The organism is Cytobacillus oceanisediminis (assembly GCF_007830235.1).
GTDB lineage: Bacteria > Bacillota > Bacilli > Bacillales > Cytobacillaceae > Cytobacillus > Cytobacillus oceanisediminis.
In genome coordinates this window covers 46,371-69,021 of record NZ_VLKI01000017.1, presented here as the reverse complement: position 1 = coordinate 69,021, position 22,651 = coordinate 46,371, and the positions used below count along the sequence as shown (strand labels likewise).

The following is a 22,651-nucleotide window of genomic DNA, read 5'->3' as shown; positions in this document are numbered from 1 at the left end:
CACCTCGTTGCGTAATACTTATATTTAATCTTTTTTTGCGGTTTCTAAACCTTTTTCTGTTAAACTTGGCTGTTGATTTTCTTTCCAGCCGTCCGCTCCTCCGCGGGTGGTCTGACGCTCCTCAAGCATTAAGCCTGCAGGGTCTCCTTTGACTCGCTTCTCCCGCTGGCACTTTGAATAAGCATCCTCGAGAAACACCGCACGAAGGAAATGCGAATGCATTTTCGAGGATCTCGCGCTTTCGCCAATCAACAGGGTGCCAATGCCAACACAGTGCTTTAACAGAGCCTTCTGTTAAATATGTATGTGGATAAATATTTTTTAACAGGAAAAGGTACTAATATGAAAAAGGATTGGAGGAAGTCCAGTGATTTATGGTGAGGAACAATATCGAAATGACTTAAACCGATATATTGGCAATATAGATCAGCAGCTTCATTCACTTTCCAAAACGCTGGAGGACTTCAACTGCTGTATTTTATCCGATTTTGAAAGATTGCAGAAAATGGTGACAGATGCCCACAACATTGCTTCTACTTATTATTTGCAGTCTTATTTATCACCATATACAAAGGAATATTCTAACCTTTCATTGGCCGCCCAGCATTTATCCGAAAAAAGGCATGGCGGTCTCATTATTGTGGAGAGAAGGCAGCCGCTTGATGATAATCTTCATAATGGAACGCCAATCGGGGCCAAGGTCAGCCATACCTTGCTGGAAACGATCTTTTATCCGGGAAATCCTCTCCATGATGGCGGTACCCTTATAAGAGAAGATATGATTATCTCGGCAGGCAATATTTTACCCCTTGCAAGGAAAAGCATAGAGGGGAAGAAGCTCGGGACAAGGCATAGGGCTGCGTTGGGAATTACAGAGAAAACGGATGCTGTTGTCATTATTGTTTCCGAGGAAACAGGCCGAATTTCATTTGCTGTTGATGGTCAGCTGTATACAGTGAGAACATAAAAAAGTCCCCCTGGAACTGGGGGATTTCCTGTTTTACTTCTTGTTCATTTGTTTTCCGCTCTTCTTCTGGCTTTGTGATTTGTTATTGCCAATCTGAAAGTCGCTTCCTAGTTCTAGATCATTCCTTTTATCCTGCTTTTCAATTTGTTCTCTAGTTTGGTTTGCATTTTGTCTGCCTTGTTTTGTCATCCAGCATCCTCCTTTAAATAAAGTGCTTAACAGTTTTAATATGCTCCATCTTACAAAATAGATTAATGTCTTCAGTAAAATTATTAAAAGACCTGCAAAAAAATTTATCTTGCAGGAATACACATTTTGCATTATCGTAAGGGTATTTCAAAGACATAAAGAATTGGTGGGGTAAATGAACAGGATAAAGAATAAAATCAATGCTTTAACACCAACACAGCTGATCGTCTCCTTCTATGCTGTAGCAGTTACGATTTCTGTCATTTTATTAAGTTTGCCTGTCGCTCATAAACCGGGTATGTCCTGGTCTTTCACAGATGCGCTATTTACTGCAGTTAGTGCAGTAAGTGTAACAGGGCTAACGGTGGTATCAACAGTCGATACATTAAGTACCACAGGCATTTTCTTTTTAATGTTCATTCTTCAATTTGGCGGTATCGGCATAATGACGCTTGGGACTTTTTTATGGCTGGTAGTCAGAAAAAGGATTGGCCTTAAAGAGAGACGCTTGATTATGATTGACCAAAATCAGACCAATCTAGCTGGCCTTGTTGTCTTAGTGAAACAAATTCTGCTTTTGATCCTTGCGATTGAATTCATCGGCGCAATAACACTTGGCATTTATTTTTTAAATTATTACCCAACATGGCAGGAAGCGTTTCTGCAAGGGGCATTCGCTTCAGTAAGTGCGACCACAAATGCAGGTTTTGATATTACCGGCTCATCGCTTATGCCATTTGCAAATGACTATTTTGTGCAATCGATTTTCCGGTTTTAATAGAGTTAAAAGCCTTTTTATTTAATAAAGACAAGTTCTTCCGGTTTACGTTATATACAAAATTAACAACACTTACCTTTTTCTTTTTAATGCTTTTAGGCACAATTTTGATTCTGCTATTGGAATTTAATCACTTCTTTAAGGGGAAAGAGTGGCATGAACCTTTCTTCTACGCGTTTTTTCAATCGTCGACGACAAGGAACGGGGGCTTGGCAACTATGGATGTCTCTCAGTTCTCTGAACCGACTTTGCTTGTAATCAGCTTTTTAATGTTTATTGGTGCTTCTCCAAGCTCGGTAGGCGGAGGTGTAAGGACAACTACTTTTGCTCTTAATGTTTTACATATTTATCATTTTGCCAAAGGGAAGAAAACGATTAAAATCTTCAAAAGAGAAGTTCATGAGGAGGACGTTAATAAATCTGTTATTGTGACAATGATGGCTGTAGGGCTATGTTTTATGACCGGTATCCTTCTATCCATTTCAGAAAAATTTACCCTAATGCAAATTATCTTTGAAGTATGTTCCGCCTTCGGGACAACGGGTTTGTCAATGGGAATTACTCCGGATCTAAGCACATTCGGGAAGTACGTTATTATTGCTCGGAAGAATTGGAATCCTATCCTTCTTGTTCATTATCAATAAACATGAACAGTACGATGATAATTACCATTACCCTAAAGAGAGAATTATCGTTGGTTAAAAATGATTTTTTAGAATGGAGGTAAATTTTATGTGCGGTCGTTTTACTCTGACTGAGACAATCCAAAAGCTCCAGATGGCATTTGAATTTGAATATTCGGGCGGAGAGATTGTACCCAGGTACAATATTGCACCGAGCCAAAATATATTGACGGTTATTGGAAACGGCGAGCAGCGGATTGGCAAACAGATGAAGTGGGGGCTCGTCCCTTTTTGGGCCAAAGACGAAAAGATTGGTTTTAAAATGATCAATGCCAGAGCGGAAGGCATTGATTCAAAGACCAGCTTTAAAACACCATTTAAAAGAAAACGATGTTTAATCCTTGCAGACGGTTTTTATGAATGGAGGAAAACAGAAGAAGGAAAACAGCCTTACAGATTTATTATGAAAGATGAAGAGCCCTTTGCTTTGGCGGGAGTTTGGGATACATGGAATAAAGGGGAAAATCCCCTCATGAGCTGTACAATCATTACAACAGACCCTAATGAAGTAACGGAAGAAGTCCATGATCGGATGCCGGTCATATTAAAAAAAAGCGATTTTGAGGATTGGCTTAATCCGAACTTTAATGATACTGACTACCTGAAATCTTTGCTGGTTCCTTATCCGGCTGAGAAAATGGATAAGTATCCGGTATCATCTAAAGTTAACTCTCCCAAAAATGAACGGGCAGAACTGATTTCTCCGCTTAATAGTTTGTAAAAAAAAGGGCGCCGCTTTGGCGTCCTTTTTCTTATCCTCTGCTCACAAACATCGGCAGGTCTGTATGTCCCATTTCACGGACATAAACAAATAAGTTGCCTTTATGATGGATTTCATGGTCCATGGCAATCTGAAGAAGCTGGCTTCCTGTTAACTCCATTCCAAAAATCTGTTTCATATCAATGCTTCTTTCCAATTCCTCATTTGTCAGTGAATATATTAAATCTTTTGTCTTTTCTGTATAGGCGGCAGCAGCTTCTGATAGATTTTGCGGCACGCTTTCGAATTTTTCGCCAAAGACTGCTGCATTGCCGTCTTTTACTGTTCTTGCAAATGTATAAAAGGAAGTGAGCATATGAGTGGCTAATTTGCCCGCGGGCATGCTTGTTTCAGTTGGTTTGTAATCATAATTTTTCTCTTCAATTTTATTGATAAGTTCATTTGTAACGCTGCGATGTGACAAAAAATAGTTTAAAAGCTTTTGTGATCTTTCCATCATAATCCCTCCTGGAATTAGTATAATCTGTATAACATTTTCAACTTCAATTCCTTAAAATCCTACCATGAATTTTCCTTTTTCGAAATTTTTTTGCCTTTAACCTTGGCATGAATCTTCAAAAATCATTACTTCAGTGCATTATCTGGCAGGAATTTTACAATATCTGTGGAATAAATTAACAGAGTATAAGATTTAGAAGAATCTCTGTCAAACAGACATAGTGTTCATAAAGGGGGGGAGATTCCAGCATGGGAAAAAAGAAAAAGAAAAGCCATGTGCCATTTAGGGTCAATTTATTATTCTTTGCAGTTTTTATTCTCTTTTCATTGCTTATTTTAAGGCTTGGAGTCGTTCAAATCGTCAATGGAGAGACATATAAAAAGGAGGTTGAACGGACGGAAGACGTCATCGTTTCCAGCCCGGTTCCAAGGGGAAGGATGCTGGACAGGAATCATCAGCTAATCGTGGATAATATCCCAAAGAGTGCGATTACGTACACAAACCGGAATGCCAAACAGGAAGAGATGGTGGAGGTAGCAGATAGGCTTGCTGTACTTATTGATAAAAAGCCGGATAAGGTAAGGGAACGGGATAAAAAGGATTTCTGGATCATGAAAAATCCTGAAGCTGTTAAAGAAAAAATTACTGAAAAGGAATGGGAGCTTTTTGAAAACAAAAAGCTCACCGATAAACAAATCTATGAGATGCAGCTTGAAAGAATTACAGATGAAGATCTTAATCAGCTAAGTGAACAAGATCTTGAGGTTCTCGCAATCTATAGAGAGTTTACAAGCGGCTATGCCATGACTCCTCAAATTGTAAAAAATGAGAGTGTAACTCCTGAAGAATACGCGGCTGTAAGCGAAAACCTGCAATATCTGCCAGGAGTCAATACGACTACAGATTGGGACCGTACATACGCCTTTGGCAATACACTTCAAACTGTTCTCGGGAAAGTTACAGATTCGAACGAAGGGCTGCCTGAGGAAAGGGTGGATTATTTTCTTGCAAGAGATTACAGCAGAAATGAACGGGTAGGGAAAAGCTATCTTGAAATGCAATATGAGGATGTCCTGCACGGACAAAAATCAAAAGAGAGGCTTATTACCAAAAAAGGTGAAATTCTCGGAAGTGAAATGGTTTCGGATGGACAAAGGGGAAAAGATCTTGTCCTTACGATTGATATGGATCTCCAGCGGGCAGTGGAAAAAATATTGGAAGAGGAAATTTCGGCGGCAAAACGGACTGGCGGAACCTATTTAATGGATCGTGCATTTGTCGTGTTAATGGATCCCCATACAGGAGAAGTCCTTACGATGGCTGGAAAAATGAACGGCAAAGATGACGACGGCAGAACGGTTCTTCAGGATTATGCGCTTGGAACGATTGCATCCTCTTATAATGTTGGCTCATCGGTTAAGGGTGCTACAGTTTTGACAGGATATAAAACAGGTGCCATTACTCCGGGAACAACTTTCTTGGATGCCCCAATGAAAATTGCAGGAACTCCGCAGGTGAAAAAGTCCTGGTTTAATTTTCAGGCTGTAATGAATGAGACCAGGGCTTTGCGTATTTCCTCGAACGTTTATATGTTTAAAACAGCTGTAGAAATAGCTGATGCACGATACGCTTATGACCAGCCTCTAGGATTTAAAAACCCAAGGGCATTTGAAGATATGAGAGATTCCTTCGGCCAGTTCGGTCTCGGGGTAAGAACTGGAATTGACTTGCCGAATGAAATGGCAGGGTATGAGGGGCCGCTTCGTTTGCCGGGCTTCCTTCTCGACCTTGCAATCGGCCAGTATGATACGTATACTCCAATGCAAATGGCGCAATATATATCAACCATTGCCAATGGGGGCTACCGAATTCAGCCGCGCCTTGTAAAAGAAATTCGAGAGCCTTCTAATGTGCAAAATGATTTAGGGCCAATTTGGAAGGATATTCAGCCAACCGTTCTGAACACGATCGATGTAACTGATAGAGAGCTAAGCACTGTAAAAGAAGGTTTAAGGCAGGTTATGCAGCATCCGGAAGGAACAGCATATAGAAGATTTGCTGACGCTCCTTATTCTCCGGCTGGGAAAACAGGTACAGCGGAGGCTTTTTACGATGGACCACTCAGAAAAAAAGGAGATCCCCTAATTGATGTTATGAATTTAAGCCTCGTTGCCTATGCACCGCATAACAATCCTGAAATTGCCATGTCTGTTATTGTTCCGTGGGCGTATCAGGGCCGAAGCGGACATACAGCCAACTATGAAATAGGCAGAAGGGTTTTGGACACTTATTTTGCATTGAAAAAGCAGCGGATGTCCGGAAAAAAACACGAACAGCCTCTAAAAGAAAAAGCAGAAAATGCAGAAACAGAAGAATCCTAATCTCAGAGCCTTCCTGTTACGCAGGAAGGCTCTGAAATGGATTAGAATGAGAAAACCTTGAAATTAAAAACAGTTGAGGAAAAATGGAGAATGAAAGAAGTGCACCAATTGGAGGGGGGAATATATCTTCTAGGGACCATGTTATATTCTATCGAAACTGCAATAATAGAAGAAAAGCCTTTCCTTATTGGGAAGGGCTTTTCTTGTACATAAATTTATTCCTTACATGTCTGAGTTTCTCTCTAAGTTTAAACTGTTTTTCACTTTTCCCAAAAATTTTACGGTTAACGATGAATTGAATCGTTTCTTCCAAAATAGCTAAGATTATAATAGGAATGGAGATTATCAGAATCCAAAACCACATGCTTCTGCTCCTTTCATCCGATCCACATAATTTAAATATATTCAAAAATCCAGAAGGAATGAAAAAATTGGAGTTTTTATCCATAGGTAAAAGGGAGATTTAATGAAGTACCTGCCCGATTAGTCTGATATCATCCAGGAGAATTTGTTTCATTTTCTCATCACGGCACTTGTAATAATCATTAAACAGACGGCCAATTTCTTTAATAAACGCCAAATACTCTGTATCCTTAATCATCTATCAAGCTCCCGTTCTAGTTGTTATTTTACTTATAACCTATTTTTAGTACCATAAACAATTTATTGAAAAAAACTTTACCATTTTAAAAACAGCTGCTGTAGTTTAAGAAAAGGACATTCGGGAAAATAGTTTTAAAAAGGAGGTCGCTATCATGAAAACAATTAACGTCGAGCTTCAATACGATGAAAAGAAATTGAATGAGAACCAAACAAAGGTATTTGATCAATTGAAGGAGCATCTGGATGGAACAGGTTTTCATGTTGTAACGATCATGGAAAATGATAAATATCTCGAGGAGCATTCCGGCCTTCCAAACCAAAAGAAAAATAAAGTACTGCCATCACAGCCGGAAGGCGTTGAACCTGATATCAATTCAAGCGGCGCAGGTGGTATGGTGTCCCCTGATTCTAGTGATAGTAAATATTCTTAAACAAAAACGAGCCTTAGTCTTATTTAAGACTGGGGCTTTTTTGTATTTGGCTATATTAAAGTTTTAAAGCCAAGTGTTGATTTAGCACGTGTTGATTGGAGTGGAAGGCGCGAGCTCCTCGAAATGCATTCGCATTTCCGTCGTGCGGTGTTTATTCAAGGATGGTTGTTCAAAGTCCTGCGGGAATATCGTACCTGAGGGAGACCCCGCAGGCGTAAAATGCCGAGGAGGCTCACGGACCGCCCACGGAAAGCGAGTTTCTTGAGTGGAAATCAGCATCCAGCTTTAACAGAGCCAATAAAAAAAGGGATTCAATGGTACTTATAGAATTTACAAGTGGAAGGATTAAATAAAGGGGGTTATTTAATGAGGAAAAAGCTTCTTAGAGTCGGAACAGTATACATACCTGTCACAAATGTATGTAATTCATTAAAGTGGTATACGGAAAAGCTTGGAGCTGTTGAAAGCTATAAAGATAAGAAGGGAAAGATGGCCATTATCAATATGGCGAGCCAAAGTTTCTTCCTTGTCGAGTCTCCTGAACAAGAGAGCATGAACTTTATGGATACAGACGGAAACAAGCGTTTTTCTCTTACTTTTGAAGTGGATGGACCCGCACAATTAGAAAGTCTGCATAAAGAGCTTCTGTTGCAAAAGGTAAAAGCAGGAGAGATTGAAGACCGCGGACATCCTGGCCGTAATTTTGTTTTTTCCGATCCGGACGGAAATCTTTTCGATGTATGGAGTGAACTAAGCCCTAGCTTTAAAGAAGCGAATATGTTGGAAAAAGAGCAGACGTAAAACAGGGTCTGCTCTTTTTCTTTAAGTATTGAAAGTTGTACAGCTCTCGCTCCGCTTTTGTATTAGCAACTATCCGATTTATGGAGATGAAGCGGAGGAGGAATGAGCCAGCCTTTTTCTTTATTCATACGGAGAACCTTAACACCTAGTGCAGCTTTTTGCGTATGGAATTGGCCAAACATGCCGGCAATGTCTTCACGAATGCATTGGCCCATAATTGTGCTGCATCCAACCATTCCCGCTGCGATATCCCCAGATAATTTGGCAGCTACTTCGGGATCCATAAACCTTGCACCAGCTGGAATATCATTCACACATGCATCAGGGCGATCCGGCGGTGCTGGAGGCAGCCCAACCCCGTTTTCCTTTAAGAGTGCCTCGATTTGTTCTTCTTCTTGCTTGGAAAGGCGGATAGCTTCTTCAAGCAATTTCTTCAAGTCTTGATCTCCTGAGTGGCTGAGCATCGTTTGATATGCTGATGCCATGCCCTTGCCTGCCAACAAGTAAGACCATGCGCTATAGACCTCGCCATAGTGCATCGGCTCGTCTTTTGGATTACCGCTTAAAATACCCATTGTATACCTCCTGAAAAAATTCATGTTATGTGCCACCTTCCTAAATTGCACAGATATATCATGCCCAATTGCTCATTTAAAATGCCTTCTAATAAATCAGGACAACTAAAAAGGTTAAAGTCCGCTCATTTGTGGTAAATACCCAAAAAAGGAAGAGGAGATGAAATGATGGAACAAGCTAAAAAACCATACTATATAGATATCGAAAATGCTCAAGTATATCCTGAGCCAGATGAAGCTGCTGACTGGCAGTTTAAAATTTTTGCTACAGATAAAGAAAAAGCAAAATTAGCCGATTATATCAGACAAAATTATGACGCGGATATGAAAACATTTGAATTGGCACATGTTCCTTTTGTTGAAGAGAAAGAGGAAAATCAAAATCGCAACTATGATGCAACTATGGAAGGAATATATGGGATGATTTACGAACTCGGTGATGAAGAAGCCCGCAGAAATATCGAAAAGATGGGCATTTTAAATAGGGATAAAATTTGAATATATCAAAGGAACGCGGCTGGTTTCCATATGGACAGGCCGCTTTTTGTTGTTTTAGGGGATATTTTCACAGGAATCGGCGGTAAATTATGATGAAAGTTCCCATATTGAATACAAAAAAAGTTATGTTTAAGCTGGAAAATGAATTTATCAACGAAAAAGTTATTTTATCAACGGAAATTTTGATATATCAACGAAAAAAAGGATTATATCAACGAATTTTTAAATATATCAACGAATCCAAAAATACACTGGGCCGAAAGCTTTTCAGGGCAAAATAAAAAGAACCATCTCTTCTGTATTCTTCAGAAAAGCGGTTCTTATGTCTGCTTCTATATAAATGATCTTTCTTGGTCTTCGTTTGCCTTGTCCGCATATCCTCAAAAGCAAATGGGCTGCGATTCGATTCAGGATTTCTTTTTCCCTCGCGAACAGATTTATCACGGAATTTTTTTGCAGCTGATTTAGCCATACTAACAACTCCTTCGAAAAGATTAAGTTCATTTTATCATATACAAAAGGCCTCCTGCACTTATTTTAAGCAGGAGAGATCACGTTTGTTAAAAGCAAAACAAATAAAACCAATCCAATAAGAAGAAATATCGCAGAACCCAGAGCAACATAATTTGGCCTGAAGTGAAACTCTTCCCGTTTTGTTAATAATCCAGTTCGGGCACTTGTTGTGATGTCAATAAACCTCGTGACCATTCCTCCGCTCCCTGAGAACCATACACTTAAAGCGGTAAAAACCACTCCTGCAAAAAACATAATTTCTATAAATCGAATGGATAATGCTCTTGAAATAAAAAGTGTAATCACCGATTCCAACAATAATGTTATGAGCAGTATAATCAAATTCCTTTTCATCAGCCCGCCTCCTCATATTATACGAGTGATTGTTATATATAGTTTCAAATTAACAGACCTTTTATTTTCCCTCATTAGTCCTTATTAAGATTGAACAGCTCCAATTTCCAATAAATGACCGATTAATTCAACTAAACACCATGAAAGTTTTACTTTGTCAAAGATAGGGGAATTTCCCCCTCCTAATGGGGAGTTTCCCCGATATGTAAAATCTCTTCCCGCTTTTACAATAAGGTTAAGGTAATTGTTTGTGAATGAGGAGGAGTTAATATGCAGGCAAAAGCTGCAGTCAATCAAAAAACAGGAAACACACTAAACAATGCGTTTGCATCAAATTTTGCAAAATCGATGTTTTTATCAGTAACAGCACTTGCAGTCTTATCATTTATCGGAACAAGAATGTTTACACATGTGGATTTGAATCTTTACGGATATATGGTTGGAACAATCGTCTTTCTTGGAGGTTTCTTTTATCGCTTTATTGCCTGGGGTGAACGCCCCCCAACCAAGATTATTTTAAAAAAAGGACTGAAATTGTTATTTCGGAAATCAACACCTAAAACTTCTGTTGAACATCTTGCCACTTACAATTTCATCTGGAATAGGGGAATTTACCGATGGACCCAGCACGTGTTAATCGGTTGGGGATGTATCCTATCCTGCTTTGTTACTTTTCCGCTCGTTTTCGGCTGGATGTACTTTACGATGGATGACAATGGCTACTACAACATTATTGCATTAGGAATGCAGGTAATGACTGTTCCTGCGGATGGCATCATCGCAAATCTTTCTTATAACGCACTGAATATTACGGCTGTAATGGTAATCGTCGGCGTTTGCATGGCTCTATATCGCCGCTTGAAAAACATGCAGGCAAGAGCGGAACAGAAATTCCTTTATGATTTCTTGCCGCTATATATGCTGCTTCTTGTAAGCATTACTGGATTAGCTCTAACATTTATGAACATCTTTTTACACGGTGCAGGACAGCCGGCAATGTCCCTAATTCATCAATGGTCAGTCATAATTACTTTAATTTACCTGCCATTTGGAAAGCTTGCACATATTCCTTTCCGCCCAATGAGTGTTCTGGCAAGAAACTACAGAGAGCATTACGCGGAGCAAGACATGAAGGAATGCAAAGTGTGCGGAGATCAGTTTGTTTCTTCAGAACAATCACAAGATGTCGTCGATGTACTCGGCGTGAACGATATTCAATTTAAAACAAAGGAAGGTCATCATCTTGCAGAAATGTGCCTTCCATGCCGAAGAAAATACCGGATTGCACAATTTTCCGGATTCCCTACTCATGAAGTGAAGGTCAAGGAGGCAAACCAGAATGCAAAGGGATAAGTTTTTTAAAGAAATCGAGAATTTAAACCATCCAAATGAAAAATTAATCAAAACTCATTGCAGCTATTGCGGTATGCAGTGCGGAATGAACCTGCGGGTTAATATACAGACAAATAAAATAATCGGAGTTGAACCTCGATATGATTGGCCGGTTACAGTTGGAAAAATGTGCCCTAAAGGGGTTACTGCCTATCAGCAGACAAACCATAAAGACCGGCTTCTAAAGCCGCTGATAAGGGAAGATGCTTCATTAAAAGGAACAACCGAAGGATTCCGGGAAGCAAGCTGGGATGAGGCATACGATCTAATTGCAAAGAAATTTACTGAACTTCAAACAGAATATGGAAAAGATACACTATCAGTATTCAGCGGCGTATCCATGACTAATGAAAAATGTTATCTGACTGGCAAGTTTGCAAGGGTTGCAATGGGAACTCGATATATCGATTATAACGGCCGCTTCTGTATGTCAAGCGCAGCCGGCGGTTTCCTCCGCTCTTTCGGAGTGGATAGAGGTTCAACACTGCCATGGACAGATATTCATGAAACAGACTGCTTGTTTATCGCAGGAAGCAACACGGCAGAATGCCATCCAACTTCCATGTTCCGCATCTGGAATGTTCAGGAAAGAGGCGGCTATATTATCGTGGTGGACCCGCGTGAAACACCGATTGCAAGAAGGGCAGACCTTCATCTGGATCTTCAGCCGGGCACTGACCTTGCTCTTGCAAACGGGATCGTTAATCAATTAATCGAATTAGGCTATATTGATGAAGAATTTATCAATAACCATACGGACGGTTTTGAGGAAACAAAAGAACTTGTTAAAGAATTTACACCTGAATACACGAGCATGCTGACTGGTATTGCACCTGAGAAAATCATTCGGGCTGCAGAGCTATACGGCAAGGCGCCAAATGCAGTCGTTATGTTTGCGAGGGGAGTAGAACAGCAGCACAAAGGTGTTGACAATGTATCAGGTTACACCAACATGGCTCTTGTAACAGGCAAAATTGGCCGTCCAAAATCAGGCGTAGCCACTTTTACCGGCCAGGGAAATGGCCAGGGTGGAAGAGAGCATGGCCAGAAATCAGATCTTCTGCCTGGATATCGAAAAATCACAAATCCTCAGCATGTTAAAGAAGTCTGCCAAGTCTGGGGGATTACTCCAGAAGAAATGCCGCAGCCAGGTGTTTCTGCATATGAAATGTTTGAGCTGATGGAAGAGAAAACAATTCGCGGTTTGTATTTGCTTTGCTCAAATCCGGCAGTATCCGCGCCAAATCAGAACTTTGTAAGAAAAGCGCTGAAAACTTTGGACTTCATGGTTTGCTCAGATTTCTATCTATCAGAGTCCGCTGAATTTGCAGATGTAGTGCTTCCTGCAGTTACCTGGTCTGAAGACGAAGGAACTGTAACCAATATTGAAGGACGAATTATTAAGATCAATAAAGCACAGGAGCCTGTAGGAGAATCCAAGCCAGACTGGCAGATCCAAGTAGAGCTGGCTGAACGGTTAGGAAGAGGAAAGCAATTTTCCCATCTTAAATCAGCAAGAGATGTAGCCGATGAATTCAGATTGGCAACCAAAGGAGGCAATGCCGATTACTATGGGGCCACTTGGGATAAGATCGAAAAGCAGGATGGCGTATTCTGGCCATGCAAGGATGAGAATGACCAGGGAACACCGCATATGTTTCTTGATAAAAAGTTCTATCACCCTGATGGCAAAGCTAAAATATGTGCACTTCCATACCGCCCGCCGGCTGAAGAACCTTGTGAAAAATACCCGCTCCGCTTAACAACCGGGCGTGTTGTATACCACTATTTATCTGGAAACCAGACAAGAAGGATTCCGTTCCTGCATGACATGTGCCCTGAGCCATTTGTGGAGGTCCATCCTGAAACAGCAGCGAAATACAATATGGAACATGAAGAAAGAGTCCGCCTGTTTACTAGAAGGGGCGAAGCCATCTATAAAGTGAAAATAACAGAAGCAATTCGAAAGGATACGGTTTTCGTTCCTTACCATTTTGGACACGAGGACTCTATTAATCTATTAACAATAGCAGCGCTGGATCCAATTTCCCGTATGCCGGAATTTAAGGCATGTGCTGCACAGCTGGAAAAAGTCGAAATGAAGAAGGTGCAATAAATGAAAAAGAGGCTGTACTTGGAACTAGAAAACTGTATAGGATGCCGTTCATGCCTGGCAGCATGTACGCAATGTGGAGGGCATGAGGAACGCAACAGGAACTATGTTTACGATGTAAACCCTCTCGTTAACCGGCAGACGATGCCTCTTATGTGCCTTCACTGTGAGAATCCGGCATGTGCGAGAAGCTGTCCGGCCCAGGCAATCCAGATCCATGAAACAGGGGCAGTTTTATCTGCCCTCGTTGAAAAATGCATTGGGTGCCAAAACTGTACGATTGCTTGTCCTTATGGCATACCAAAATTTGATACCGAACAAAACTTAATGTATAAATGTGATTTGTGTATTGACCGGACGAAGGATGGCATCCCGCCAATGTGTGCGAGTGTATGTCCATCCAATACACTTCAGTGGCTGACAGATGAGGAAATTGAAAACAAAAAGAAGCAATTTAACCTTGATAACGGCAAATGGGTCACAAGCATGCCGTACCTGGAAGGCGAAACAAACGTTAAAGTAAATCTGCCGGGAATCCTGCAGGGCATTACAAAGCTGTATTAGGAGGGATTAGGGATGTCAGATAAAAATAATAAAATTCCCTTTAACGAAGATAATTACACCCATAATATTGAACGGAATAATGAAAGAAAGCTGGATAGACGGGGATTTATGAAAACATTGGTTGGAGCTGCAGGCGTATTTGCAGTTTCCTCCCTTCCATGGGGTGCTGTAGCTGCAAAAGAATTAATGGGGCTGGGCGAAAAAGAATATCCGCATAAAAAAATAACAGATGTAAGCAAATTGCCGATAGGGAATGCAGTGGATTTCAAGTTTCCTGGAGACCATGATGATGCCATCCTCATTCGATTATCCGAAAACAATTATGTTGCCTACCAAAACGCCTGTACACATCTGCGCTGTCCGGTTTTTTGGGTAAAGGAACAAGGGGAAATGGTTTGTCCTTGCCACCACGGAAAATTTGATGTGGAAACTGGCGCACCGACTGCCGGACCGCCAAGAAGGCCGCTTCCTGAAATACAGGTTAAAGTGGAAAATGGAGCAATTTATGCAGTGAGGGTGAAACGTTATGAAGCGTAGCTATATTGGCGTCATCATTTTGGCGGCTATATTAATGATGAATATTGTATTTACCCAGTATATGGTCCATCAATACTATTATGAAAACTATGTGAATGTGTTAATTTTCGGCGGGTTAAATATTGTATTATTTCCCTTGGCTGTATTGGCTTATAAAAAGACGATTAACATAAGGGCGTGATTTTAATGAACAGTGAGACTTATCTTGATTTTTGTTTTGTCAGAGAGGCATCTGGAAACTTTGCATTAGAGGTTGATCAAATGCTTACTGAGTTATTTAAAGGAGTTCGCCTGAACTGGTACCTTGATGAAAAGAACGAGGATGGCATGGATATTGTTGTAGCTGAAGTAAAAGGCATGAGCAAGTGGGGGTCAGAAGACGAAACCATTGATTTTATTGAAGACCATGCCGGTGACTCTTTCTGGAGATATTTGCAGGGATACCAAATGTATATCTATCCTGCAAAGAGAGGGTGCGGCAGCTGTGGAACTCATTAAAAAAGAAGATTTGGATGCATTTGTCCTTCAAAATGTTCAGGTAGCGATACTGGATGAAGAGGGGAATGACAAAGCCCCCTTTGTCCCTAAAGTCATACAAAAAACCGGACTATGCCCTGATGGAACACACTTGCGCATTTATTTTGACCATATGAATTTCTTTGCGGTTCCCCTAACTTCCTCTGTGGAAGCAACAGAGAAGGAATGGGCCGCGTTTGATCATGATGCTGGTTTAAAATATGTAATTAAGAAGAGAGCGTGAAAATAATGATAAGAAAAATACAGCTTCCTTTGCAGACGATGAATTTAATAGCTGGCTTTATGGTATGGGTATTAATATCATCACTTATGCCGTTTATCAAGGAAGATATAAATATTCCAGCCGATAAGCTGGCGCTTGTAACGGCAGTTCCGGTAATCCTCGGATCCTTGCTTCGCATTCCGCTAGGCTACTATGCCAATCAATTCGGCGCAAGAAAGATTTTTATGTTCAGCTTTATCCTGCTATTACTTCCTGTTTACTATATCAGCATAGCGGATTCTATTACCGACCTGTTGGTTGGCGGGTTATTCCTTGGACTCGGAGGAGCCGTTTTCTCAGTTGGGGTGACATCGCTTCCAAAGTACTACCCAAAAGAACGCCACGGCTTTGTAAATGGAATTTACGGTGCTGGTAACCTGGGAACAGCTGTTACTGCATTTGCTGCTCCTGTTGTGGCAACTAAATTTGGATGGTCTGCAACGGTGCAAATTTACCTTGTCATTCTTGGAATCTTTGTTGCCGCTAACTTCTTTCTTGGTGATAAAAAAGAGGTTAAGGTCAATACACCTCTCCTTGAACAAATCAAAGGTGTCTATAAAAATGAAAAACTTTGGCTTTTAAGCCTGTTCTATTTTATTACATTTGGATCTTTTGTCGCCTTCACCATTTATCTGCCAAACTTCCTTGTTGCACATTTTGAGCTGGATAAAGTGGATGCAGGTTTAAGAACAGCGGGCTTTATTGTCCTTGCAACTGCTATGAGACCGATTGGAGGATGGCTTGCTGACCGCTTCCATTCATTGATTCTGCTTATGTTCGTTTTTGGGATTTATACTGTATCTGCGGTGATTCTTTCTTTATCCCCATCTATCACATGGTATACATTCGGGTGCTTAAGCATTGCTTTCTCTGCAGGGATTGGAAATGGAGTCATCTTTAAGCTTGTTCCAATGTACTTCCAAAAGCAGGCCGGCATTGTTAACGGAATTGTCTCTGCGATGGGTGGTCTTGGCGGATTCTTCCCGCCGCTGATCTTGACACTGTTATTTAATATGACTGGCCATTATGCAATTGGCTTTATGGCGTTGTCTGAAGTAGCGCTTGCCAGTCTAATCCTGGTTATATGGATGTACTTCCAAGGGAAAATGGAAATTGCAAGCCAGGTGATTGACCACACCGTTGAGGGTATACTGGTAACAGATAAGAATGGAAAGATTATATCTGTAAATCCCGCATTTACAGAAATCACTGGTTATCTGGAAGAAGAAGTGATTGGCAAAAACCCTAATATACTTAAATCTGGCAGACAGTCCAAAAGTTTTTATCAGGACTTATGGAAAACAATCGAAACAAGGGGATTCTGGCAAGGGGAAATTTGGAACAGTCGTAAAGATGGGGAGGAATACCTGCAATGGCTCACCATAAGTGCGATTAAAAATGATGCCGGAGATGTAATACAATATGCCGGAATGTTTAGTGATATCTCAAGCCATAGAGTGAAACATGCGAAATAACGAGTCAGACTTTTTTTAAAATTGCATTTTAATAGCAAGGAGGAGGGGTGAAATGGAAACCCAGCCAGCAAAGAATAATATCAGTTCCTACATTATTCAATCTCAGGAAGAGGAGATCAAGCGCATTGCCCTGGAGCTACACGAAGGGGTCGGGCAAACGCTTTATAGTCTTTACACCGGCATGCAATTCATTGAAGCAGCTGTAAATCTCCCGGACTTGAAAGGTTATGTGGGGGATATGGGGCAAATGCTCGAAAAAACAATTCAGGAAATCAGGCTTCTGGCTGTGGAATTGCATCCCCCTACTCTTGCAACACTGGGTCTGCTCCCGGCTATGAAGAGTTATCTAAAGTTATATACTTCCACTTATGGAATCACTGTTGATCTGCAAAACGAGGGGGTAGAGGTGCAGATAAGCGAGAGGGAAAGCATTACCTTGTTCCGGGTTTGCCAGGAAGCTTTAGCGAACATAGCAAGATATGCTGATACCATGAGTGCGAGCATATTATTTCATTGGGAGCCAAGCCAGCTTTTAATCAGCATAAAAGATCAGGGCGAAGGTTTTGATGTCGACACAGCTATGAAAAAATCGACAGGCCTTGCTGCTATGATTGAACGAATGTGCTTAATCAATGGAACATGCAAGATAAATTCCAAAATTGGGGAAGGGACTTCAATAGAAATTACCCTTCCGTTATACTAAGATTAGAAAGAACAAGGGATTGCGCAAAAGCGAATCCCTTGTTGCATATTTAAAATCCTTTATTATACGAACAATGTTAAGGGGGAGCAGGCTTGATAAAAATTTTACTGTGCGATGACCACGCAGTAGTTAGAATGGGTTTGAAAATGCTATTAAATAATCATGAAGATATGCAGGTAGTCGGTGAAGCTTCGGAAGGCAATGAGGGGATCCAGCAGTCGCTTGACTTAAAACCTGATGTAGTAGTAATGGATTTAAGCATGCCCCATGGTAAGGATGGCTTGTCTGCAACTTCAGAATTAAAAAAACTTATGCCGGATGTAGCTATCCTGATTTTGACCATGCATGATGATGAGGAATATTTATTCAGGGCCATTCAGGCTGGGGCTTCAGGCTGTATTTTAAAAAGTGCCCCGCATGATGAGTTGGTGGCTGCCATCCGTTCTGTTGCCGGCGGAAATGCATACTTGCATCCTTCTGCAACGAAAAGGCTAATGGAAGAATATATCGGAACCGTGAAGCAAGGAAACACCGACACATTCAATCTCCTTTCTGACCGCGAGAAGGAAGTTCTGACATTAATCGCCAAAGGCTTCTCAAATAAAGAAATTGCCGAACAGCTTATCATAAGTGTTAAGACAGTTGAAACACACAAAGGCAATCTGATGGAAAAGCTCCAAATGAAAACAAGGCCTGAGCTTGTTTCCTATGCACTAAAAAAGGGGCTGTTAGGGTATGGAATATAAGGAGTGCAGCCAGGCTGGAAACGGACAGATTGATCAAGCCTGTGAAAAAGTTCTATCTGAATTGGAATGTGATTTTGTCGGTCTTGCCCTTCAAAATACGGATGGGCCGGATGTGAGGTGGCATTACGCTGCAGGCAATAGCAATGAAAAATACAAACGGATTACTGTCAGGTACGGAAAAGGCATTGCGGGGAAGGTCATTTCAACCGGAAGGCCGATGTATTTGGAGAACTTCCCGGAGGATATTTCTGGCAAAGCGCTTGAATATCCAATTATGCTTGCAGAAAGCCTTAACTTCGCCTATGCAGTTCCGATCCACTTTAAGGGCATTCCCAAAGGTGTGCTTTTGATTGGGAATCGAACCGGTCAGCCTATTAATGAAGGTGAGCAAAGCACAGTTCGGTCAGCCGCCAGAAGGCTGGAAGAAAAGCTGAGCAGCTTAATCTAAATGCAACTGGAGGAAAGAAAATGGACAGGAATAATCAATTACATAATAAAAGAGAGATTGCTCCTGATTCCAGCGATGCTACCATTCTTATTAATGAATCGGGCAACATCTTCTATGCGAATCAGCAGGCACATGAACAATTCGGCTACAAGGACAATGAATTGTTGGGTAAGAGCCTTAAAGAGTTATTGCCAGAAATTACTCCGCTCGCTACAGAGGAAGGTAAAGTAGTCCATCAGTATGGAAGGCATCAGAACGGGGAAAGTTTTTCGATTTTTTATAGAATAAATTCTTTCAAGCTTGGCCAGGAGAGCTATTTTTTAATCGTTTTTCATTCTGTAAAAGACCGATCGCGTTTGAAAAAACAGCAGTCCTATCCATTGAATGAACTGGTTGACCTTCAATTCGCTCTGGATGAATCAACGATTGTAGCATTTACCGACCAAAAAGGGAAAATTAAATATGTGAACGAAAAGTTCTGTGAGGTTTCAAAATATTCGTCTGAAGAGCTGATTGGCAAAGATCATAGAATCATTAATTCCGGTTATCATTCCAAAGAGTTTATGGAGAACCTCTGGACAACCATCTCCAGCGGGAATGTCTGGCGCGGTGAAATTAAAAATAGAGCTAAGGATGGAACTTTATATTGGGTTGATACGACAATTGTGCCTTTCATGGATGAGAAAGGAAATCCCTACAAATATCTGGCTATCCGCAAGGAAATAACCGAGTATAAGCGTGTCGTTGCGGAACTGAAAAAATCGGTCAATGAACTGATAGACTTAAAGTTTGCCCTTGATGCATCGTCAATAGTGGCGATCACAGATCAAAAAGGCACCATAAAATTTGTTAATAATCAATTTTGCAAAATCTCAAAGTATTCAAGAGAAGAATTGCTTGGGCAGGATCATAGGATTATAAATTCCGGCTATCATTCCAAAGAGTTTTTCACGGATTTATGGAAAACGATTTCCTCAGGCCAGGTGTGGAAAGGGGAAATCAAAAACAAAGCAAAGGACGGAACTTATTATTGGGTTGATACAACCATTGTGCCTTTCCTTGATGTAAATGGGAATCCTTACCAGTATCTTGCCATTCGCCATGAAGTCACCCAAAGAAAGAATGCTGAAGAAGAGCTTCAAAAAATGATGACAAGAATTATTGATGTTCAAGAGGATGAACGGAAGAGATTGTCGCGGGAGCTTCACGACGGCATTGGCCAGAATCTATACAGCCATCTAATTACGATTAACAGGCTGCAGGCAGAAATAAGCCATCCTCTCCTCGATCAAATGCAGGATGAAGCCACTGAGATTATTGAAGAGCTTCGTGATCTTTCATGGGAGCTTCGTCCTTCTGTCCTTGATGACCTGGGGCTGATTCCGGCTATACGTTCCTATTTGGTCCGTTATTCAGAACATCATAATATTAATGTCCATTTCGATTGTTACCTGACCTCCCGACTTAGTTCCAACAAAGAGATTACGCTCTACAGGATTATTCAGGAAGCCCTGACCAACGTCAGGAAATACGCCGATACAGAAGAAGCGACTGTCACAATCCGCCAATTAGATGAAGAAATCCGCGTAGTCATCGAAGATAAGGGGGAAGGCTTTGATGTCGAAAAAGTAACACGCGGCGTCGGACTCTTCAGCATGGAAGAAAGAGCCAAAGCCGCCGGAGGTTCTATAAAAATCCATTCAGCAGAAGAAAAAGGAACAAGGGTCGTCCTTGAAATTCCTTTATAGAAAAAGCTGCCGGAAATCGGCAGCTTTTTCTATGCGGCAATATTGTTCCCTATAAGCGTCTGAATGGACAAAACCGTGTGAAAGAGTTATGAAAAAGTTCTTGAAGGCCAAAAACTGAGTAAAAGAGTTGTGAAAAAGGCCTTCAAAAAGGGCTTGAAGCCCAAAACCTAGTAAAAGAGTTGTGAAGTAGGCCTTCATAAGGGTCTTGAAGGCCAAAACTGAGTAAAAGAGTTGTGAAAAAGGCCTTTATAAGGGTCTTGAAGGCCAAAACCTAGTAAAAGAGTTGTGAAGTAGGCCTTCATAAGGGTCTTGAAGGCCAAAACTGAGTAAAAGAGTTGTGAAAAAGGCCTTCATAAGGGTCTTGAAGGCCAAAACTGAGTAAAAGAGTTGTGAAAAAGGCCTTCATAAGGGTCTTGAAGGCCGAAACCGAGTAAAAGAGTTGTGAAGAAGTCCTTCATTTTGGCCATGAAGGACAAATGCCCATAAAAAGTTGTAAAAAAGTCCTTCATAAGGATATGAAGGACAGAAATCACTTTAAAGAACCCTTTTAAAAGATCAAACCCAATATAGTTCCGCCAATGGCACCAGTCACAACGATAATCCATGGCGGAAGCTTCCAATAGACCAGCATACTGAAAAGAACTGCGGCAAAGGCAAAATCTACAGGTTCCAGGATGCTGCTTGTCCAAATGGGATGGTAAAAGGCAGCTATTAAGATACCAACTACTGCTGCGTTCATACCCATTAAAGCACCTTTTATTTTTGGGTTGCGGCGCAGGCTGTCCCAGAAAGGGAGTGTACCTAAAATCAAGAGAAAAGCCGGCAGGAAAATAGCTGCTGTTGCGAGCAAACCGCCTTGCCATCCATTGATTGCTGCTCCAATATAAGCAGCGAAAGTAAATAAGGGTCCTGGCACTGCCTGGGCTGCACCGTAACCTGCCAGAAAGGCTTCTTCACTTAGCCAGCCAGTCGGGACAAACTCGCGCTCCAGTAATGGAAGTACCACATGGCCTCCTCCGAAAACAAGCGAACCTGAACGATAAAAGCTATCGAATAAAGCCACCCAGTTTAGAGCAGTTAACTCCCTTAGGAAAGGCAGCAATATTAACAGACCAAAAAATAGCACTAAGCATCCTATGGCAAAGCTTTTTGAAATAGGAAAATGTATCTCTGCCTCATCATTCTCGGCATGCTTTTTGTAAATTAAAAATCCAATAAATCCTGAGATTAGAATGATTGCGACTTGTGTAAATGCTGTTTGCCATAATAAAGTAGCAATAATTGCAATTAAGGCAATTGTTTTTCTTGGCAGGTCAGGTACCAGCTTTTGCGCCATTCCTAAAACTGCATGAGCAACTACGGCCACTGCGACAATTTTTAGACCGTGTATCCAGCCCGCTTCTGCCACATCTATACCCTGCAGCAAGATGGCAAAGATAATCAGGGCAATGACGGACGGCAGGGTAAATCCAAGGAAGGCCATGATACCGCCGGCTACACCTGCCCGCATCACTCCAATGCCAATGCCAACCTGGCTGCTTGCCGGACCTGGCAGGAACTGGCATAAAGCCACCAAATCAGCATAGCTTTTTTCATCCATCCATTTCCTTCTTCGAACATACTCATCGTGGAAATAGCCAAGATGTGCCACAGGTCCGCCAAATGATGTGAATCCGAGTCTTGTTGAAACAATTAGTATTTCCAGTAAAGATTTTAAACTCATACTATTCCTGTCCATTATGCATCTCCTTTTAATCTTTTATTTCTTTGAAAAGCTCATAGGCTTTCTTTCTCGCTTCCTCTAAGACCATAATTCCTTTTTCAGTAGCTGTATAATATTTTCGGATTTTACCTTCCACATTTTTTTGCTCCTGATGGAGAAGGCCAGCGGATTCCATTGAATGAAGGATCGGATACAGTGTCCCGGAACTAATGCTATATCCATGCTCCTTTAATTCTTCAAGCATCCACATGCCAAATATGGGATGCTCTTTTGCATGATGAAGAATATGGATTTGTATGAAACCTAAAAACAGCTTCCTTACTATTTTATCCTCCAAAGTGAATCCTCCTTTTTTCAATTTCGAAAGCCAATATCGAAAACCGATATTGGCATAATAACAAATTAAACAG

The 22,651-nt window shown here is 41.1% G+C and carries 27 protein-coding genes and 1 pseudogene; 19 read left to right on the top strand and 9 right to left on the bottom strand.

Translation table 11 applies throughout. The features are described 5' to 3' along the window. Positions 1-24 precede the first annotated feature (24 nt). Positions 25-222 (bottom strand): hypothetical protein, encoded by a 198-nt coding sequence (locus IQ19_RS21055; protein WP_144544781.1) that lies wholly within the window; start codon positions 220-222, stop codon positions 25-27. Between the two features lie 145 nt (positions 223-367). Here IQ19_RS21055 and cdaS point away from each other — a divergent pair, with 145 nt between their 5' ends. Next, entirely contained in the window at positions 368-967 is a 600-nt protein-coding gene (gene cdaS, locus IQ19_RS21050) for a sporulation-specific diadenylate cyclase CdaS (protein ID WP_144544779.1), read from the top strand. A gap of 33 nt (positions 968-1,000) precedes the next feature. Here cdaS and IQ19_RS28175 read toward each other — a convergent pair whose 3' ends face one another. Continuing rightward, entirely contained in the window at positions 1,001-1,156 is a 156-nt protein-coding gene (locus tag IQ19_RS28175) for a hypothetical protein (RefSeq protein WP_199749513.1), read from the bottom strand. Between the two features lie 175 nt (positions 1,157-1,331). Here IQ19_RS28175 and IQ19_RS21045 point away from each other — a divergent pair. Both IQ19_RS21045 and IQ19_RS21040 read left to right on the top strand, forming a co-directional pair. Then, positions 1,332-2,636 (top strand): annotated as a pseudogene (locus IQ19_RS21045) (TrkH family potassium uptake protein). A gap of 30 nt (positions 2,637-2,666) precedes the next feature. Next, positions 2,667-3,338 carry an SOS response-associated peptidase gene (locus IQ19_RS21040; RefSeq protein ID WP_144544777.1) on the top strand — a complete coding sequence of 224 codons (672 nt, stop codon included), beginning with the start codon at positions 2,667-2,669 and terminating at the stop codon, positions 3,336-3,338. 31 nt (positions 3,339-3,369) lie between these two features. Here IQ19_RS21040 and IQ19_RS21035 read toward each other — a convergent pair whose 3' ends face one another. Further along, positions 3,370-3,834 carry a DinB family protein gene (locus IQ19_RS21035; protein WP_144544874.1) on the bottom strand — a complete coding sequence of 155 codons (465 nt, stop codon included), beginning with the start codon at positions 3,832-3,834 and terminating at the stop codon, positions 3,370-3,372. Between the two features lie 251 nt (positions 3,835-4,085). Between IQ19_RS21035 and IQ19_RS21030 the strand changes: the two genes are divergently transcribed. After that, positions 4,086-6,218, top strand: a complete 2,133-nt coding sequence (locus tag IQ19_RS21030; RefSeq protein WP_144544775.1) for a peptidoglycan D,D-transpeptidase FtsI family protein — start codon at positions 4,086-4,088, stop codon at positions 6,216-6,218. Positions 6,219-6,681: 463 nt separating this feature from the next. Here IQ19_RS21030 and IQ19_RS27845 read toward each other — a convergent pair whose 3' ends face one another. Further along, on the bottom strand, positions 6,682-6,819 hold the full coding sequence (locus IQ19_RS27845; protein ID WP_158638873.1) for a hypothetical protein: 138 nt from the start codon (positions 6,817-6,819) through the stop codon (positions 6,682-6,684). Between the two features lie 154 nt (positions 6,820-6,973). Here IQ19_RS27845 and IQ19_RS21020 point away from each other — a divergent pair, with 154 nt between their 5' ends. Then, on the top strand, positions 6,974-7,252 hold the full coding sequence (locus IQ19_RS21020; RefSeq protein ID WP_144544771.1) for a hypothetical protein: 279 nt from the start codon (positions 6,974-6,976) through the stop codon (positions 7,250-7,252). 366 nt (positions 7,253-7,618) lie between these two features. Continuing rightward, the gene (locus IQ19_RS21015; protein WP_144544769.1) at positions 7,619-8,053 is read left to right on the top strand and encodes a VOC family protein; all 435 of its coding nucleotides are present in this window, start codon (positions 7,619-7,621) and stop codon (positions 8,051-8,053) included. A 62-nt stretch (positions 8,054-8,115) separates the two neighbouring features. Here the strand turns inward: IQ19_RS21015 and IQ19_RS21010 are convergent, their stop codons facing one another. Then, a complete protein-coding gene (locus tag IQ19_RS21010; protein ID WP_144544767.1) occupies positions 8,116-8,628 on the bottom strand; it encodes a DUF3231 family protein in 513 nt (170 codons plus the stop codon). 165 nt (positions 8,629-8,793) lie between these two features. On the opposite strand from IQ19_RS21010, the gene IQ19_RS21005 reads away from it, so the two are divergent. Then, the gene (locus IQ19_RS21005; protein ID WP_242021081.1) at positions 8,794-9,126 is read left to right on the top strand and encodes a hydrolase; all 333 of its coding nucleotides are present in this window, start codon (positions 8,794-8,796) and stop codon (positions 9,124-9,126) included. A 211-nt stretch (positions 9,127-9,337) separates the two neighbouring features. Here the strand turns inward: IQ19_RS21005 and IQ19_RS21000 are convergent, their stop codons facing one another. Beyond that, positions 9,338-9,598 carry a hypothetical protein gene (locus IQ19_RS21000; RefSeq protein ID WP_144544765.1) on the bottom strand — a complete coding sequence of 87 codons (261 nt, stop codon included), beginning with the start codon at positions 9,596-9,598 and terminating at the stop codon, positions 9,338-9,340. Between the two features lie 65 nt (positions 9,599-9,663). Further along, positions 9,664-9,993 (bottom strand): hypothetical protein, encoded by a 330-nt coding sequence (locus IQ19_RS20995; protein WP_144544763.1) that lies wholly within the window; start codon positions 9,991-9,993, stop codon positions 9,664-9,666. A gap of 270 nt (positions 9,994-10,263) precedes the next feature. On the opposite strand from IQ19_RS20995, the gene IQ19_RS20990 reads away from it, so the two are divergent. The 12 genes from IQ19_RS20990 to IQ19_RS20935 all read left to right on the top strand — a co-directional run bounded on the left by IQ19_RS20990 (position 10,264) and on the right by IQ19_RS20935 (position 20,518). After that, a complete protein-coding gene (locus IQ19_RS20990) occupies positions 10,264-11,346 on the top strand; it encodes a hypothetical protein (RefSeq protein WP_144544761.1) in 1,083 nt (360 codons plus the stop codon). Further along, positions 11,333-13,501: a molybdopterin oxidoreductase family protein gene (locus tag IQ19_RS20985; RefSeq protein WP_144544759.1), complete on the top strand. Its 2,169-nt coding sequence runs from the start codon at positions 11,333-11,335 to the stop codon at positions 13,499-13,501. The genes IQ19_RS20990 and IQ19_RS20985 overlap by 14 nt, the downstream gene beginning before the upstream one ends. Continuing rightward, on the top strand, positions 13,502-14,062 hold the full coding sequence (locus tag IQ19_RS20980; protein WP_110065303.1) for a 4Fe-4S dicluster domain-containing protein: 561 nt from the start codon (positions 13,502-13,504) through the stop codon (positions 14,060-14,062). It abuts the gene before it with no gap. Positions 14,063-14,074: 12 nt separating this feature from the next. Continuing rightward, on the top strand, positions 14,075-14,599 hold the full coding sequence (locus IQ19_RS20975) for a Rieske (2Fe-2S) protein (protein ID WP_110065302.1): 525 nt from the start codon (positions 14,075-14,077) through the stop codon (positions 14,597-14,599). Continuing rightward, complete coding sequence (locus tag IQ19_RS20970; RefSeq protein ID WP_144544757.1) at positions 14,589-14,780, top strand: hypothetical protein; 192 nt, start codon at positions 14,589-14,591, stop codon at positions 14,778-14,780. The genes IQ19_RS20975 and IQ19_RS20970 overlap by 11 nt, the downstream gene beginning before the upstream one ends. Before the next feature lie 5 nt (positions 14,781-14,785). Beyond that, entirely contained in the window at positions 14,786-15,097 is a 312-nt protein-coding gene (locus IQ19_RS20965; RefSeq protein WP_144544755.1) for a hypothetical protein, read from the top strand. Then, positions 15,084-15,359: a hypothetical protein gene (locus IQ19_RS20960; RefSeq protein ID WP_144544753.1), complete on the top strand. Its 276-nt coding sequence runs from the start codon at positions 15,084-15,086 to the stop codon at positions 15,357-15,359. The genes IQ19_RS20965 and IQ19_RS20960 overlap by 14 nt, the downstream gene beginning before the upstream one ends. 5 nt (positions 15,360-15,364) lie before the next feature. Then, on the top strand, positions 15,365-16,873 hold the full coding sequence (locus tag IQ19_RS20955; protein WP_144544751.1) for a nitrate/nitrite transporter: 1,509 nt from the start codon (positions 15,365-15,367) through the stop codon (positions 16,871-16,873). Between the two features lie 52 nt (positions 16,874-16,925). Further along, positions 16,926-17,576, top strand: coding sequence for a sensor histidine kinase (locus IQ19_RS20950; RefSeq protein WP_144544749.1), 651 nt, complete (start codon positions 16,926-16,928; stop codon positions 17,574-17,576). A gap of 92 nt (positions 17,577-17,668) precedes the next feature. Further along, positions 17,669-18,322: a response regulator gene (locus IQ19_RS20945; protein ID WP_144544747.1), complete on the top strand. Its 654-nt coding sequence runs from the start codon at positions 17,669-17,671 to the stop codon at positions 18,320-18,322. Beyond that, the gene (locus tag IQ19_RS20940) at positions 18,312-18,770 is read left to right on the top strand and encodes a GAF domain-containing protein (RefSeq protein ID WP_144544745.1); all 459 of its coding nucleotides are present in this window, start codon (positions 18,312-18,314) and stop codon (positions 18,768-18,770) included. The genes IQ19_RS20945 and IQ19_RS20940 overlap by 11 nt, the downstream gene beginning before the upstream one ends. 20 nt (positions 18,771-18,790) lie before the next feature. Next, positions 18,791-20,518, top strand: coding sequence for a PAS domain-containing sensor histidine kinase (locus IQ19_RS20935; protein ID WP_144544743.1), 1,728 nt, complete (start codon positions 18,791-18,793; stop codon positions 20,516-20,518). Positions 20,519-21,065: 547 nt separating this feature from the next. On the opposite strand, the gene IQ19_RS20930 is transcribed toward IQ19_RS20935, so the two are convergent. Further along, positions 21,066-22,256 carry a chromate transporter gene (locus IQ19_RS20930; RefSeq protein WP_144544741.1) on the bottom strand — a complete coding sequence of 397 codons (1,191 nt, stop codon included), beginning with the start codon at positions 22,254-22,256 and terminating at the stop codon, positions 21,066-21,068. Positions 22,257-22,269: 13 nt separating this feature from the next. Then, the gene (locus IQ19_RS20925) at positions 22,270-22,578 is read right to left on the bottom strand and encodes a PadR family transcriptional regulator (RefSeq protein ID WP_144544739.1); all 309 of its coding nucleotides are present in this window, start codon (positions 22,576-22,578) and stop codon (positions 22,270-22,272) included. Positions 22,579-22,651: the final 73 nt, after the last annotated feature.